At 58.5% G+C, this 14,765-nt stretch carries 13 protein-coding genes; 11 read left to right on the top strand and 2 right to left on the bottom strand.

The window, feature by feature from the left end:
- Positions 1 to 142: 142 nt before the first annotated feature.
- On the bottom strand, positions 143 to 3,637 hold the full coding sequence (locus tag KYE_RS12285; RefSeq protein ID WP_008173817.1) for an NAD-glutamate dehydrogenase: 3,495 nt from the start codon (positions 3,635 to 3,637) through the stop codon (positions 143 to 145).
- 159 nt (positions 3,638 to 3,796) lie between these two features.
- On the opposite strand from KYE_RS12285, the gene KYE_RS12280 reads away from it, so the two are divergent.
- Entirely contained in the window at positions 3,797 to 4,249 is a 453-nt protein-coding gene (locus tag KYE_RS12280) for an Lrp/AsnC ligand binding domain-containing protein (RefSeq protein WP_008173814.1), read from the top strand.
- A 31-nt stretch (positions 4,250 to 4,280) separates the two neighbouring features.
- On the opposite strand, the gene paaY is transcribed toward KYE_RS12280, so the two are convergent.
- A complete protein-coding gene (gene paaY, locus KYE_RS12275; protein ID WP_008173812.1) occupies positions 4,281 to 4,880 on the bottom strand; it encodes a phenylacetic acid degradation protein PaaY in 600 nt (199 codons plus the stop codon).
- A 384-nt stretch (positions 4,881 to 5,264) separates the two neighbouring features.
- Here paaY and paaG point away from each other — a divergent pair, with 384 nt between their 5' ends.
- From paaG to paaE, 10 genes are all read left to right on the top strand, one after another.
- Positions 5,265 to 6,056 (top strand): 2-(1,2-epoxy-1,2-dihydrophenyl)acetyl-CoA isomerase PaaG, encoded by a 792-nt coding sequence (paaG, locus tag KYE_RS12270; protein ID WP_008173811.1) that lies wholly within the window; start codon positions 5,265 to 5,267, stop codon positions 6,054 to 6,056.
- 3 nt (positions 6,057 to 6,059) lie between these two features.
- Positions 6,060 to 7,580 (top strand): 3-hydroxyacyl-CoA dehydrogenase PaaH, encoded by a 1,521-nt coding sequence (gene paaH, locus KYE_RS12265; protein WP_008173809.1) that lies wholly within the window; start codon positions 6,060 to 6,062, stop codon positions 7,578 to 7,580.
- Positions 7,577 to 8,023 carry a hydroxyphenylacetyl-CoA thioesterase PaaI gene (gene paaI, locus KYE_RS12260; RefSeq protein WP_008173807.1) on the top strand — a complete coding sequence of 149 codons (447 nt, stop codon included), beginning with the start codon at positions 7,577 to 7,579 and terminating at the stop codon, positions 8,021 to 8,023. Before paaH ends, paaI begins: the two co-directional genes overlap by 4 nt.
- Positions 8,020 to 9,267 (top strand): 3-oxoadipyl-CoA thiolase, encoded by a 1,248-nt coding sequence (gene pcaF, locus KYE_RS12255; RefSeq protein WP_176443055.1) that lies wholly within the window; start codon positions 8,020 to 8,022, stop codon positions 9,265 to 9,267. The genes paaI and pcaF overlap by 4 nt, the downstream gene beginning before the upstream one ends.
- A gap of 60 nt (positions 9,268 to 9,327) precedes the next feature.
- Positions 9,328 to 10,638: a phenylacetate--CoA ligase PaaK gene (gene paaK, locus KYE_RS12250; protein ID WP_008173803.1), complete on the top strand. Its 1,311-nt coding sequence runs from the start codon at positions 9,328 to 9,330 to the stop codon at positions 10,636 to 10,638.
- A gap of 327 nt (positions 10,639 to 10,965) precedes the next feature.
- Entirely contained in the window at positions 10,966 to 11,958 is a 993-nt protein-coding gene (paaA, locus tag KYE_RS12245) for a 1,2-phenylacetyl-CoA epoxidase subunit PaaA (protein ID WP_008173802.1), read from the top strand.
- A gap of 17 nt (positions 11,959 to 11,975) precedes the next feature.
- Positions 11,976 to 12,257, top strand: a complete 282-nt coding sequence (gene paaB, locus KYE_RS12240; RefSeq protein WP_008173800.1) for a 1,2-phenylacetyl-CoA epoxidase subunit PaaB — start codon at positions 11,976 to 11,978, stop codon at positions 12,255 to 12,257.
- 12 nt (positions 12,258 to 12,269) lie between these two features.
- Positions 12,270 to 13,034 (top strand): 1,2-phenylacetyl-CoA epoxidase subunit PaaC, encoded by a 765-nt coding sequence (paaC, locus tag KYE_RS12235; protein ID WP_008173798.1) that lies wholly within the window; start codon positions 12,270 to 12,272, stop codon positions 13,032 to 13,034.
- Positions 13,018 to 13,587 carry a 1,2-phenylacetyl-CoA epoxidase subunit PaaD gene (gene paaD, locus KYE_RS12230; protein ID WP_008173796.1) on the top strand — a complete coding sequence of 190 codons (570 nt, stop codon included), beginning with the start codon at positions 13,018 to 13,020 and terminating at the stop codon, positions 13,585 to 13,587. The genes paaC and paaD overlap by 17 nt, the downstream gene beginning before the upstream one ends.
- Positions 13,588 to 13,600: 13 nt before the next feature.
- Positions 13,601 to 14,680, top strand: a complete 1,080-nt coding sequence (gene paaE, locus KYE_RS12225; protein WP_008173794.1) for a 1,2-phenylacetyl-CoA epoxidase subunit PaaE — start codon at positions 13,601 to 13,603, stop codon at positions 14,678 to 14,680.
- The last annotated feature ends 85 nt before the right edge of the window (positions 14,681 to 14,765 follow it).

The raw sequence follows: 14,765 nt of genomic DNA, 5'->3' as shown, positions 1-14,765 counted from the left end.
CCGGCATTCTACCGAGATCGACAAAGACTATTTCGCTATAAATTCAAGGCAAGCGTGCCATTACGTCTTTAATACATCACAAAAAATTAATAATTTTCTCCAAAAAACGTGATTTTCAGTCACCTTGCCTGTCGTAGTCCTGCTATGCGGCTTTCAATGCCAGCTCTCTGAGCACTCCATGAGCGACTGAGAAAACGGCACAATCCACATCATTGGCGGCCTGCATGTCGTTCAGCATCCGCTCCCAGCGGGCGAGTAACATCCGCTTGTTCCCCCGCCACGCCTCAATCCGCTTCTCCGGCGTTCCATCGCCATCAACGGGCTCGGAAAACACGCTTAGCGTGAGATTCCGTAACTGATGATCCAGCTCGTCCCTGAAATGAATGGTCGCCAACACTTGCCAGTGGCCATTTGCCCGGAAGGCCCGCATTTGCCGGTCCAACCAGGTCAGGTTCAGGCTTTCACCGAGCGTGAAATACACCCAGGCCACCGACTCCAGCTTTTCGTCCAGCTGACGGGCGATCTCGACCATGTCCATCAGCCAGTAACGGCTTTCCGCGGAAGCGCACCAGGCGGAAAGATCTTCCGGAACCATCCGCTCACAGTATTCAGCATAGCGTTCATACCAGCGACTTGCAGGAATCACCGATTCAAGTCGGCTTTTTGAAGCCAGCACATCCGCCATGGGAGCCCGGTAATGGTCGATACAGGAAACCGGGTCCAGCGCCTGCCGGCGGTTCTGCAAGAGCCAGCTGGTGCTTCGGGTCACCAACCGGATGGCATCGGCGAACAGGTCTGCCTGAACGCCGACGTAAATTTTTCCATCCAGTGATTCCATACTCTCCCAATGGGCGTCTACGTCATGTATTCGCAGGGAGATCAGGTAGGCCGAGGCAATCCGTCCAGCATCAGCCCCGGTAGCGCTGCGTATCCGGTCAAACCAGGTGATCCCCATGCGATTTACCATGTCGTTGGCAATCTGGGTGGCCGAGATTTCTGCACGCAGGGGATGGGCCCCCACCGCTTCCGGGAAGGCGGCCAGCAGAGAGGCCGGGAAAGCCGAGTGCAGTGCAGAATTGAATCGCGGGTCATGGACGATCGGTGATGCGACCAGGGCCTGCTTGAGTTCAATTTTTGCGTAGGAAACCAGTACCGCCAGTTCAGGGCGTGTCAGGCCGCCGCCGTGCTCACGGCGAGCCTGCAATTCTTCATCCGACGGAAGAAATTCGAGACTGCGGTCCAGTTTGCCTTCTGTCTCCAGCCTGCGCATCAGCCGTTCGTACTGGTCTGCGGTGGCAACTGCGGGGTTCTGGGCAAGACTCAGCGCCATCGCCTGTCGGTAATTGTTGCGCAGCACCAGTTCGGCCACCTCAGACGTCATGGCCCTGAGCATCCGGTTTCGCTCCGGAAGCGACATCAGCTGTCGGTGCACCAGGTCATTCAGCAGAATCTTGATGTTCACCTCATGGTCCGAGCAGTCGACGCCACCGGCGTTATCGATAAAATCACTGTTCACGGAGCCGCCACGACGGGCGAAGTCGATGCGGGCCTTCTGGGTAACACCCAGGTTCCCGCCTTCTCCCAATGCCTTGCATCGCAGTTCGTTACTGTCGATTCGAAGCGCATCGTTGGTTTTGTCGCCAACATCCTCATGGGACTCTGAAGGCGCCTTCACATAGGTCCCGATACCACCGTTCCAGAGCATGTCTACCGGCGCTTTCAACAAAGCGCTGATCAGATCCGCAGGCGACAGGCTGCGTGCCTTGATGCCCAACACCTTGCGCATCTGCGACGACACAGGAATAGACTTCATGGACCTGGAGAAAACACCGCCCCCGTCGCTGATCAGCTGGGTATCGTAATCGGCCCAGGATGAGCCGGACAGTTTGAAAAGCCGCTCTCGCTCGCGAAACGAGGCCGCAGCATCCGGATCCGGGTCGACAAAAATATGCTGGTGATTGAATGCACCGATAAGTCGAATTCGGTCGGATAGGAGCATGCCGTTGCCGAATACATCGCCACCCATATCGCCAATACCGACCACGGTGAACTCATCGCTCTGGGTATCGGTGCCTTTTTCCAGGAAGTGCCGTTTCACCGACTCCCAGGCGCCCCGGGCGGTGATACCCATTTTCTTGTGGTCGTAGCCCTCACTGCCCCCGGAGGCAAAGGCATCGCCCAGCCAGAAGTTGTACTCTGCCGCCAGTGCGTTGGCGATATCGGAAAACGTGGCTGTGCCCTTGTCGGCGGCGACCACCAGATAGGTGTCATCACTGTCATAGCGAACGACATTGGCAGGAGGGACTACCTGGCCGTCATCAAGGTTATCAGTGATATCCAGCAGCCCCCTTATGAAGGTCTGATAGCAGGAAACCCCTTCTTCGCGAACGGCCTCCCGAGAGCCATCCCTGGGCGGCTGCTTCACCACGAAGCCACCCTTCGCGCCTGCAGGCACGATCACCGAGTTCTTGACCTGCTGGGCCTTCACCAGGCCAAGGATCTCCGTACGGTAATCCTCAATCCGGTCGGACCAGCGAAGGCCACCCCGCGCGACTGGCCCGGCACGCAGATGCACGCCTTCGATTCGGGGCGAATACACAAAAATCTCGAACTTTGGCCTTGGGCGCGGTATGTCAGGAATCGACGACGGATCCAGCTTGAGCGACAGATAGGACGGAAACCCGCCATCCTCCCGGACCTGGAAATAGTTGGTTCTCAGCGTTGCCCGAATGAGCATGAAGAAACGCCGCAGAATGCGGTCGTCATCGAGGCTCGCCACCGCTTCCAGCGAATCCCGCAGCTCTGCCTCAAGCTTTTCTGTCCTGGACTTACGTCCTTTTACCCCGGGCTCGAACCGATTGAAAAAGAACGCCACGAGCCGCGAAGTGATATCCGGATGCCGGGCCAGGGTTTCTGCAATGAACGGCTGGCTGAACCCGAATCGCAGTTGTTTCACGTAACGGGCATAGGCTCGGATCAGCGCCACTTCCCGCCAGCTCAGGCCGCAGAGCATGATCAGCTGGTTGAAATCGTCGTTTTCTGCAAAGCCGTTCCAGATCTCCCGGAACGCCGACTGGATCAGCGGCCTTGCAGCTCTCAGGTCGGCTTGCCGGCACCGGTCGTGGAGTTCGACGGTAAAATCACTGACGCCGAAATTTTCGCCATCCCGTCGACGAACCCGGTATGGGTGCTCGCCCAGAACCCGCATACCCAGGTTCTCCAGAATCGGAATCACATCTGACAGGATAACCGGCTGGCCTTCGCTGTAGAGCTTGAAGTGGAATCCGGTTTCGGAAGGATCTCTGGGTTGGTAGAACCGCATGGGCACATCGGTGCTGACGGCAATAGACTGGATCTGCTCAATATCGGCAAGTGCCTCTGACACCGGAAACCTCGCCCGGTAGGCCGAAGGGAACCCGCCACTGAACACCTGGGCATAGCGCCCGCCAATCGAGTCGCCGAAACTCCGGACCAGTTCGCCGTGGAGGTCGTCATCCCAGGATCGGGACTCCTCCACCATCCGGGCCACGATCTCCCGGAGTTCAAGGGAGTCGTCGTTATCGGACGCCTGGTTCTGGAGGACATCGGCAAGCTGTTCCAGCAGGGTTTGTTTTTGTAATGCGCGGGAATCGGTCATCGAAACTCTCCGGACTTGGTAAACGTTCTTACTGGGCTGATGAACCTACCAGTATACGCAAGGCCGGAAAGTCACTTAGACCATATAGTTTCGGATTAGAGGAGTTTCGATTATATTTGCCATATGATTTAGCCGTTAATTTAACCTGGAACAGACAACATGGCCGAATTGGATCGAATAGACCAATCCATTATTCGCGAGCTACAGAAGAACTCCCGAATCACGGTAACCGAGCTTGCGTCCCGGGTGGGCCTTTCCAAAACGCCATGTCAGGTGCGGATGCGCCGGCTTGAGGAGCACGGCTACATCACCGGTTACACGGCCCTGGTTAACCAGACCAAACTTGGTCTCAGCCACATTGCCTTCGCACAGGTTACCCTGAACGACACCAGCAGCGGCGCCCTGACCGCCTTCAACAAAGCTGTTCAGAGCGTCTCGGCGGTGGAGCAGTGCCACATGATTGCCGGGAACTTCGACTACCTGTTAAAAGTCCGAACCCGCAACATGCAGGAATACCGGCAGGTTCTTGGGGAGGAAATCTCGGCCCTGCCCCACGTGCTGCAAACCAGCACGTTTGTGGTTATGGAGAACGTCAAGGACGCCGGACTCTAAAAGCGATTTCCCGTATCCGGCGCCAAACCATCTATTCGGACTGCTCGTACTTGGGCTTGTAACCGCTGGCGTCCACCCGGGGCCGATCCGTCTCAGCTTCTGACAGTGGCTGGACCTCCTCAAGGCTTGCCAGAGAACGAAGCGTGAGTCGCTGGTACTCTTCTGTGCCCTTTCTCTTCCAGGCGATTTCCTTGTCGCTCAGCATGCGCATAACCTTGGCCGGCGAGCCAACAATCAGCGATCCCGGCTCACAGGTAAACTTCGCCTTAACAAACGCGCAGGCGCCAACAATGGAGCGGGGTGCAATGTGCGCCTCATCCATCACCACCGCATTCATGCCCACCATGGCATCTTCTCCGACAACGCAGCCGTGCAGGATTGCGCCATGGCCGACGTGTCCGTTTTTCTCGACAACCGTATCCATCCCGGGAAAGGCATGCATGACACACGTGTCCTGAACATTCGACCCCTGTTTCAGAATGATCCGCCCGAAATCTGCACGCAGCGAAGCCGCAGGCCCCACGTAGCAATCCGGTCCGATCCAGACATCCCCAATGAGAACGGCGGTTGGATGCACATAGGCGGACGGATGAACAACAGGAACAACGCCTTCTATACTGTAGCTGGGCATAACGGTCTCCTTCGCGGACGGGCCTGGCAGCGCTCCGCCAAACGACAGGCTGAACGTGGGACCCGAAAAGTCATTGTGATTCATTTTCTGTATCACATTATCCTTTTCCGGGAGATTTTTCATACCTTAGCGCCTGTTTTGAGACGAGAATCCACCCCTGCAATGGCTCAAACCTGAGAGCGCTGATGAATTTTTACCGGATATTCAGCAATATAGACAAAGCAGGCGATTACCTCCGACCAAAGTGATACAGAACCAAGCCAGAACAATCCTTGACGAGTATCAATTCTAAGATATACTCATTTTCCACATTCGATAGCAGTGTGCCGATTTAACACACCTTTCGCGCTATCCCCCCTACAACAAACAACAGGACATACCGCCATGACTCAGCCGAGCATTCTTCTTGAAATCGATCAGGGCGTGGCTCTGCTTACCCTGAACCGTCCGGACAACCTGAACAGTTTCAACGTTGAAATGCATGAGCGTATGCGCGATGCCATCAGCACCGTGCGCAAGGATGAGTCTGTCCGTGTACTGGTCATCACCGGCTCCGGCCGGGGTTTTTGTGCGGGGCAGGATCTTTCCGACCGCAGCGTCTCGCCAGATCAGGAAATGCCGGACCTGGGCGCCTCTCTGGAGAACTATTACAACCCGCTGATGCGAAGCCTCCGGGATCTGCCGATGCCCGTGCTCTGCGCGGTTAACGGGGTGGCCGCTGGCGCCGGCGCCAACATTGCCCTGGCCTGCGACATTACCCTCGCGGCCCGCTCAGCCAATTTCGTTCAGGCCTTCTGCAAACTGGGGCTGGTACCTGATTCCGGCGGCACCTGGACTCTGCCCCGGGTAGCGGGCATGGCCAGAGCCAAAGGCATGGCACTTCTGGGCGACAAGATCAGCGCCGAGCAGGCCGAGAACTGGGGCATGATCTGGCGTTGCGTTGATAACGAGCAACTCATGGAAGAGACCATGAAACTTGCCCGCCATTTCGCGACCCAACCGACCAAGGGCCTTGCACTGATCAAGCGGGCACTGCACGCCAGCGCCAGCAACACCTTTGAAGAGCAGATCAATCTGGAGCGCGATCTGCAGCGCATGGCGGGACAGACCGAAGACTACCGTGAGGGCGTTGCCGCCTTCATGGAAAAACGCACGCCGAACTTCAAGGGGAAATAAGCCATGCCGGCACTGGATACTCAAACCAAAGTTGCCGTCGTCGGCGCCGGCGCCATGGGCTCCGGCATTGCCCAGGTGGCCGCCCAGGCAGGCCACCAGGTTTACCTGCACGACCAGAGAGAGGGTGCCGCCGAGGCGGGCCGTGACGGTATCGCGAAGCAGCTTCAGCGTCGTGTCGACAAAGGCAAGATGCAGCAGCAGGAGCTGGACGATGTGATCGGCCGGATTCACCCGGTTGCAAAGCTTGATGACGTCGCAGACGCCGGGCTGGTGATCGAGGCCATCATCGAAGACCTCCAGATCAAACGTCAGCTGCTGGCGAGCCTTGAAGACCTGTGTACCGCCGATACGATCCTCGCCACCAACACCTCCTCCATCTCTGTTACCGCCCTCGGTGCTGACATGAGCAAACCGGAGCGTCTGGTGGGCATGCACTTCTTCAACCCGGCACCGCTGATGGCGCTGGTCGAAGTGGTCATGGGGCTGGCGACCAGCAAGACCGTTGCCGATACCGTCCATGCCACGGCCACCGCCTGGGGCAAGAAGCCGGTGTATGCAACGTCGACTCCGGGCTTCATCGTGAACCGCGTGGCCCGTCCGTTTTACGCGGAGAGCCTTCGCCTCCTTCAGGAGCAGGCCACCGATGCCGCCACCCTGGATGCGATTATCCGCGAAGCTGGCCAGTTCCGCATGGGCGCATTCGAGCTGACCGACCTGATCGGACACGACGTCAATTATGCGGTTACCAGCTCTGTCTTTAATTCCTATTATCAGGACCCCCGCTTTCTACCGTCGCTGATCCAGAAAGAACTGGTGGAAGCCGGTCGCCTGGGACGCAAGAGCGGCCAGGGGTTCTATCCCTATGGCGAGAGTGCGGAAAAGCCGCAGCCAAAGACCGAGCCGGCACATCAATCCGATGAGTCCGTGGTCATTGCCGAAGGCAATCCCGGCGTAGCCGCACCGTTGCTGGAGCGACTGAAGGCAGCCGGCCTGACCATTATCGAGCGCGACGGCCCGGGCCAGATTCGCTTCGGCGATGCGGTACTGGCACTTACCGACGGCCGGATGGCTACCGAGCGTGCCGCCTGTGAGGGCCTCGCCAATCTGGTGCTGTTTGACCTTGCCTTTGACTACAGCAAAGCAAGCCGGCTTGCCCTGGCGCCTGCCGATCAGGCGTCCGACGCAGCGGTTTCCTGTGCCTGTGCTTTACTGCAAAAAGCGGGTATCGAAGTCAGCCTGATCGCGGACCGGCCGGGGCTGGTCATCATGCGTACCGTCGCCATGCTGGCGAATGAAGCGGCCGATGCGGCTCTGCACGATGTTGCAACGGTCGCGGATATCGATCTGGCAATGAAAGCGGGCCTGAACTATCCCGACGGCCCCCTGAGCTGGAGCGACCGCCTGGGCGCGGGCCACGTGTTCAAGGTGCTCACCAACATCCAGACCAGCTACGCAGAGGACCGCTATCGCCCTGCCCTGCTGCTCCGGAAGAACGCATTTGCACAGAAGGGGTTTTATTCATGAGCGAGATGGATCCGCAAGTACTCGCCGAAGAATGCGCCAAGGCCATGTTCGCGCGGGACCGCGCCAGCCAGAAACTGGGCATGAACATCGAGTCCGTTGCCCCGGGCAAGGCAGTGCTCACCATGACGGTCACCTGCGACATGATCCAGGGCCACGGCTCCTGCCACGGCGGTTACCTGTTCACCCTGGCCGATTCGGCGTTTGCGTTTGCCTGTAACAGCTACGACCGCGCCACCGTGGCCTCCGGTTGCAGCATTGATTACATGTACGGCGCCAAAGAGGGCGACCTGCTGACCGCCACCGCCGAAGAACAGGCCCGCGGCGGCCGCACCGGCGTTTACGACATCACACTAACCAATCAGGACGGCCGCAAGGTTGCCCTGTTCCGGGGCCGCTCCTACGAGGTTCGTGGCACCGTTCGCAACTCGGAGGAAACTGCATGAGCACCGACAACACCTTGAAAGACGCTTACATCGTCGATGCCATTCGCACCCCCATCGGTCGTTATGGCGGCGCTCTCTCCGCAGTGCGTGCAGACGACCTGGGCGCCATCCCCATCAAGGCGCTGACCGAGCGTCATCCCGACCTGGACTGGTCGAAAGTTGACGACGTTCTCTACGGCTGTGCCAACCAGGCCGGCGAAGACAACCGCGACGTTGCCCGCATGTCCCTTCTGCTGGCAGGCCTGCCGGTAGACGTGCCGGGCAGCACCATCAACCGCCTGTGCGGTTCCGGCATGGATGCAGTGGGCAGCGCCGCCCGGGCCATCCGTACTGGCGAAACCCAGCTGATGATTGCCGGCGGCGTCGAATCCATGTCTCGGGCTCCCTTCGTTATGGGCAAGGCCGAGTCCGCGTTCAGCCGCAAGGCGGAGATTTTTGACACCACCATCGGCTGGCGTTTTGTAAACCCGGTCCTGAAAAAGCAATACGGCATCGATTCCATGCCCGAAACCGCCGAGAACGTGGCGGCCGATTTCGGCATTTCGCGGGAAGATCAGGACGCCTTTGCCCTGCGCAGCCAGCAGCGCACAGCGGCCGCCCAAAAGGATGGCCGATTCGCTACGGAGATCACACCGGTCACGATTCCCCGTCGCAAGCAAGACCCACTGGTGGTGGATACTGATGAGCACCCCCGGGAAACCAGCCTTGAAAAGCTGGCCTCGCTGCCGACCCCGTTCCGTGAAAACGGCACAGTCACCGCCGGTAACGCGTCCGGCGTGAACGACGGCGCCTGCGCACTGCTGCTGGCCGGAGCCGATGCTCTCAAGCAATACAACCTTAAACCCCGCGCTCGAATCGTTGCCATGTCAACGGCCGGCGTGGAGCCCCGGATCATGGGCTTTGGCCCGGCTCCCGCCACCCGCAAGGTTCTGGCCACGGCCGGCCTGGAACTGGCGGATATGGATGTGATCGAGCTGAACGAGGCGTTTGCCGCCCAGGCCCTGGCAGTTACCCGGGACCTCGGCCTGCCGGATGATGCCGAGCACGTGAACCCGAACGGTGGCGCCATTGCCCTGGGCCACCCCCTGGGCATGAGCGGAGCCCGGCTGGTAACCACCGCCCTTAACGAACTGGAACGTCGCCACGCTGCAGGCCAGAGAGCGCGCTATGCCCTCTGCACCATGTGCATCGGCGTTGGTCAGGGTATCGCCCTGATCATTGAGCGCACGGATACGGTGGCCTGAGGCCACCGCGGAAAACAGAACAAAGACCCTTGGCAGACAAGAACAACGCAGGACAGAACCATGACCTTACCACTACAAAAACTTGGCAAACTTGACCGCATGGAAACCGCCAGCATTGATGAGCTGCGCCATGAACAACTGCAGCGCCTGCGCTGGAGCGTTGTCCATGCCTACACCAACGTGCCCTTTTACCGTAAAGCGTTTGATGACCTCGGTCTGAAACCCATGGACATCAACTCGCTGGAAGACCTGGCCAAGGTGCCATTTACCACCAAGGCAGACCTGCGCGATAACTATCCGTTTGGCATGTTTGCCACGCCCATGTCGGATGTGGTTCGGGTGCACGCTTCCAGTGGCACCACCGGCAAGCCAACCGTGGTTGGTTACACCCAGAGCGACATCAACACCTGGGCCGACATTGTGGCGCGCTCCATCCGGGCCGGTGGCGGCTCCCGCGGTGACAAGGTACATGTGGCTTACGGTTATGGCCTGTTCACCGGTGGCCTTGGTGCCCACTATGGCGCCGAGCGTCTGGGCTGCACCGTTATTCCGATGTCTGGCGGGCAGACCGAGAAGCAGGTCCAGCTGATCAAGGATTTTGAGCCGGACATCATCATGGTCACACCGTCCTACATGCTGAACATCGCCGACGAGATGGAACGGCAGGGCATCGATCCCCACAAGCTGCCGCTGCGCCTGGGCATCTTCGGCGCGGAGCCCTGGACCAACGCCATGCGTTCCGAGATCGAAGAGCGCCTTGGCATCGAGGCACTGGATATCTACGGCCTATCGGAAGTCATGGGCCCGGGCGTGGGCATGGAATGTATTGAAACCAAAGACGGCCCGACCATCTGGGAGGATCACTTCTATCCGGAAATCATCAACCCGGAAACCGGTGAAGTGCTGCCTGATGGTGAATACGGTGAGCTGGTCTTCACGTCATTGACCAAGGTGGCCCTGCCGATTCTGCGTTACCGCACCCGAGACCTCACCCGCCTGCTTCCGGGTACAGCGCGCCCGATGCGCCGGATTGACAAAATTACCGGCCGCAGCGACGACATGCTGATCATTCGCGGCGTCAACGTGTTCCCGAGCCAGATCGAGGAGCAGGTGCTCAAGTGCGAGGCTCTGGCACCGCACTACGAGATCGAGGTTTACAAGGAAGGCAACCTGGACTGCGTGGATATCCGGACCGAACTGAAACCCGGCGTAACCGACACCCCCGAGAGTCGTGCTGCGGCGGCCAAGGAACTGGCGCACCACATCAAGTCCTACATCGGCATCAGCACCCGTGTCGAGGTGGTGGAAACCAACCGTCTGGCACGCTCGGAAGGCAAGGCCAAGCGCGTATTTGATCGCCGTAACCAGTAAATCCGACCGACCAGCAGAGAGTCAGCACGCAGCGGATGCCGCTGACTCTCGCTGCTTTTCCCACCACCAGGCCCCGCAATCACCGATTTAAAATTGCTTTCCGTTTGCTGATCTCAATAGCATTTGCTCACGTATCACTTTTTTTATTATGCAAATCAGCACTATAAGATCTCATAAGGAAGCTTTTAGATATAACATGACACACAAAGACTGTTCTTGATATTTATTCAGTATCATATAATATGGAGTCATTGACCCTCAGTTGTTATTGAGGGTTCTCTGTTCACGGACAACAGAACAACAAGCCCGATCCGGAGGTATTTGTTTATGTACGCCCAGCTCGTTGAAACCGGCGCCAAGCGCCTTAAGACCAAAGAAGAGATGTCGCCCGAAGAGCGCGACTTTCAGGAAAAGGTCGACGCCGAAACCAAAATCGAACCCAAAAACTGGATGCCGGAAGGCTACCGGAAGACCCTGATTCGCCAGATTTCCCAGCACGCCCACTCTGAAGTGGTCGGCATGCTGCCGGAAGGCAACTGGGTTACCCGCGCGCCTACGCTCAAGCGTAAGCTCCAGCTGATGGCCAAGATTCAGGACGAAGCGGGCCACGGCCTGTACCTGTATAGCGCCATGGAAACCCTGGGTGCTGACCGTGACGAAGAGATCGAAAAGCTGCACCAGGGAAAAGCCAAGTATTCCAGCATCTTCAACTACCCGACCCTGAACTGGGCGGACATGGGTGCTGTTGGCTGGCTGGTAGACGGCGCCGCCATTGTTAACCAGGTGGTGCTGCAGCGTACCTCCTATGGTCCCTATTCCCGCGCCATGATCCGCATCTGCAAGGAAGAAAGCTTCCACCAGCGTCAGGGTTACCAGATCCTGCTGGACATGATGCGCGAAGGCACCGAGGAACAGAAAGCCATGGTGCAGGACGCCATTAACCGTCTGTGGTGGCCGGCACTGATGATGTTCGGACCGCATGACGACGAGTCCCCGAACTCCCAGCAGTCCATGGCCTGGAAGATCAAGCGCAAGAGCAACGACGAACTGCGCCAGATGTTTATTGACCAGACCGTGCCGCAGCTCGAATTCCTTGGCTGCACTGCACCGGATCCGGACCTGAAGTGGAACGAAGAAACCGGCCATTACGATTTCGGCGAAATCAACTGGCAGGAGTTCTACGACGTCCTCAAGGGCAACGGTCCCTGCAACCGCGAGCGCATCAAGACTCGCAAGAACGCTATTGACGAAGGTGCCTGGGTCCGTGAAGCGGCCGTCGCCTACGCCGAAAAACAAAAACAGCGCGCACAAGCCGCCTGATACCGGAGGAATACAACATGTCTGAATGGCGCCTTTACGAAGTCTTTGTACGGTCCAAGCACGGCCTGAACCACAAACACGTGGGCAGCGTTCACGCTGCTGACGCCGAGATGGCTATGGAGAACGCCCGTGACCTGTACACACGCCGCAACGAAGGCGTGAGCATCTGGGTTGTGCCCTCCGACACCATCACGGCGTCCGCGTCCGACGAGAAGGAAGTGCTTTTCGATCCGTCGGAAGACAAGGTTTACCGGCACGCTTCCTTCTACAAGCTGCCCGATGAAGTCGGACACATGTAAGGAGCGGTACCCATGACACAAACAGAAGCATTAAAGGAATACCTGCTGCGCCTGGCAGATTCCGACATGATCCTCGGCCAGCGCCTTTGCGAGCTGTGTGGCAAGGCCCCGGCGCTTGAGGAAGAGATGGCACTGATGAACGTTGCCCTCGACCTCGTCGGCCAGGCTCGCAACTGGTACGAGTATGCAGCCGAGCTGATCGACGATGGCCGCGATGCTGACAAGCTGGCCTTCCGCCGGGACGCTCACGAGTATCGCAACCTGCTGATGACCGAGCAGCCCAACGAGGACTACGCCGTCACCATGGGCCGTCAGTTCTTCTTCGACGTGTACCACTACTTCACGCTCAAGAGCCTGACCGAATCCAGCGACGAGCGCATTGCCGGCATCGCTGCCAAGGCGCTGAAAGAGGTGACCTACCACCTGCGCCGCTCCTCGGAGTGGGTGAAGCGTTTTGGTGATGGCACTGAAGAAAGCCACCGCCGCATGCAGGACGCCGTCGACATCCTCTGGCGTTTTACCGGCGAGCTTATCACGCCGGACGACACCGATCGTGTGATGGCCGAGGCGGGCATTGGCCCGGATACTGACCAGCTGGCCAAAGACTGGCGCGGCATGGTCAACGAGGTGCTCACCCAGGCAACCCTGACTCCTGGCGCGGAAGACGCCTGGATGTACATGGGTGGCAAGCACGGCGAGCACACCGAACACCTCGGTTTCATCCTGGCAGAAATGCAGTTCCTGCAGAGGGCCTATCCCGATGCCACAACATGGTGATTCAGACAGCCGGTCAGCTGTCGACATTCTGATTGCCAGTGATCGGGTGCCGGCCAACGCCCGCCCCGATCTGCTGACAGAGGACGACATCTGGGCACTTCTTGAAGAGGTCAAAGACCCTGAAGTGCCGGCAGTCAGTGTCGTGGAGCTCGGCATTGTCCGGGCGGTTCACTGGGACGGTAAAGAACTGTCCATTGACGTGACCCCGACCTACTCCGGGTGCCCGGCAACCGAACTGATTGAGGAGCTGATCGCCGAGGCGCTGCGCGCCGCTGGCTTCCGCGATCCGAAAATCAAACAGGTTCTGACCCCTGCCTGGACCACCGACTGGATCACAGACGAAGGCAAAGAAAAGCTTCGGGCGTTCGGTATCGCGCCACCCGAGGGCAGCTCCAGCAAAATGAGCCTGCTCGGAGAACCGGAGGTCATTGCCTGCCCTCATTGCGGCAGCAAAGACACCGAACGGGTCAGCGAGTTCGGATCCACCGCCTGCAAAGCCCTTTATCGTTGCAAGGAATGCCTCGAGCCCTTCGACTATTTCAAATGCATCTAGAGCCGATACGATCATGAACAAATTTTACTCACTGACCCTCAAAGAGGTCAGACCTGAAACAAGAAACGCCGTATCACTTGCTTTTGACGTGCCGGAAGATCTGGCAGACAAGTTTCACTACCAGCAGGGCCAGCACCTGATCGTGCGCACCAAGCTGGATGGCGAGGAAGTTCGCCGCTCCTACTCGATCTGCCGCAGTGTCAACGACCAGGAGCTTCGCATCGCCGTCAAACAGGTTCCGGGCGGTCGCTTCTCCACCTTTGCCAACGAGCAACTCAAGCCCGGCCAGACTCTGGAAGTCATGCCGCCGCAGGGCCATTTCTCCATTGATCTGGACCCGGAACGTGAAGGCAATTACCTGGCCGTTGCGGCCGGCAGTGGTATTACTCCGATCCTCTCGATCGTGAAGACCACCCTGGAAACCGAGCCCAAGAGCGAGGTCACCCTGTTCTACGGCAACAAGGCCACCAGCAGCACCATGTTCCGTGACGAGCTGCAGGACCTGAAAAACGAGTACATGTCCCGCCTTAACCTGGTGTACATCTTCACCCGTGAAGAACAGGACATAGACCTTTACAACGGTCGTATCGACCACGAGAAGTGCGACAAGCTGTTCGATCACTGGATCAATGCCAAGGAGCTCACGGCGGCCTTTATCTGCGGCCCGCAGATGATGACCGAGACCGTGCGCGACTCACTGCGGAACCACGGCATGGAAAAGAGCAGGATCCACTTCGAACTGTTTACCCCGGCTGGTGGGGTTCCCCAGGCCCGGAAAGACCGGGATCCGGCACACGTCGATCCCCAGTCAATCAGTGAAGTAACGGTGATCGCTGATGGCCGCTCGCTGACTTTCCCGCTGGTGCGCGACACCAAGAGCATTCTGGATGCCGGCAACGAAGAAGGCGCGGACCTGCCCTATTCCTGCAAGGCTGGCGTCTGCTCCACATGCCGAGCCAAGGTCGTGGAAGGCGAGGTAGAGATGGACCAGAACTTTGCTCTGGAAGACTACGAGGTGGAAGCCGGTTACGTGCTTTCCTGCCAGTGCTACCCGATCAGCGACAAGGTGGTTCTGGACTACGACGAAATGTAGTTTCCGCCCCCAAAACAAGACAAGAGCAAGGCAAGTCCCGCAGCAACGGGGCTTGCCTTCGCGTTTCAGAAACGAATGGAGTTTC

The sequence above is a fragment of the Marinobacter manganoxydans MnI7-9 genome (assembly GCF_000235625.1).
In the GTDB taxonomy this organism is placed as follows: domain Bacteria; phylum Pseudomonadota; class Gammaproteobacteria; order Pseudomonadales; family Oleiphilaceae; genus Marinobacter; species Marinobacter manganoxydans.
Note: the sequence above shows the minus strand (reverse complement) of the source record. Positions and strands in the feature narration are given on the sequence as shown.

What these genes read in the sequence shown, in the direction of transcription:
- KYE_RS12285 (WP_008173817.1), bottom strand. Translation starts at nt 3,637, where the DNA reads ATGACCGATTCCCGCGCATTACAAAAACAAACCCTGCTGGAACAGCTT.
- KYE_RS12280 (WP_008173814.1), top strand. Translation starts at nt 3,797, where the DNA reads ATGGCCGAATTGGATCGAATAGACCAATCCATTATTCGCGAGCTACAG.
- paaY (WP_008173812.1), bottom strand. Translation starts at nt 4,880, where the DNA reads ATGCCCAGCTACAGTATAGAAGGCGTTGTTCCTGTTGTTCATCCGTCC.
- paaG (WP_008173811.1), top strand. Translation starts at nt 5,265, where the DNA reads ATGACTCAGCCGAGCATTCTTCTTGAAATCGATCAGGGCGTGGCTCTG.
- paaH (WP_008173809.1), top strand. Translation starts at nt 6,060, where the DNA reads ATGCCGGCACTGGATACTCAAACCAAAGTTGCCGTCGTCGGCGCCGGC.
- paaI (WP_008173807.1), top strand. Translation starts at nt 7,577, where the DNA reads ATGAGCGAGATGGATCCGCAAGTACTCGCCGAAGAATGCGCCAAGGCC.
- pcaF (WP_176443055.1), top strand. Translation starts at nt 8,020, where the DNA reads ATGAGCACCGACAACACCTTGAAAGACGCTTACATCGTCGATGCCATT.
- paaK (WP_008173803.1), top strand. Translation starts at nt 9,328, where the DNA reads ATGACCTTACCACTACAAAAACTTGGCAAACTTGACCGCATGGAAACC.
- paaA (WP_008173802.1), top strand. Translation starts at nt 10,966, where the DNA reads ATGTACGCCCAGCTCGTTGAAACCGGCGCCAAGCGCCTTAAGACCAAA.
- paaB (WP_008173800.1), top strand. Translation starts at nt 11,976, where the DNA reads ATGTCTGAATGGCGCCTTTACGAAGTCTTTGTACGGTCCAAGCACGGC.
- paaC (WP_008173798.1), top strand. Translation starts at nt 12,270, where the DNA reads ATGACACAAACAGAAGCATTAAAGGAATACCTGCTGCGCCTGGCAGAT.
- paaD (WP_008173796.1), top strand. Translation starts at nt 13,018, where the DNA reads ATGCCACAACATGGTGATTCAGACAGCCGGTCAGCTGTCGACATTCTG.
- paaE (WP_008173794.1), top strand. Translation starts at nt 13,601, where the DNA reads ATGAACAAATTTTACTCACTGACCCTCAAAGAGGTCAGACCTGAAACA.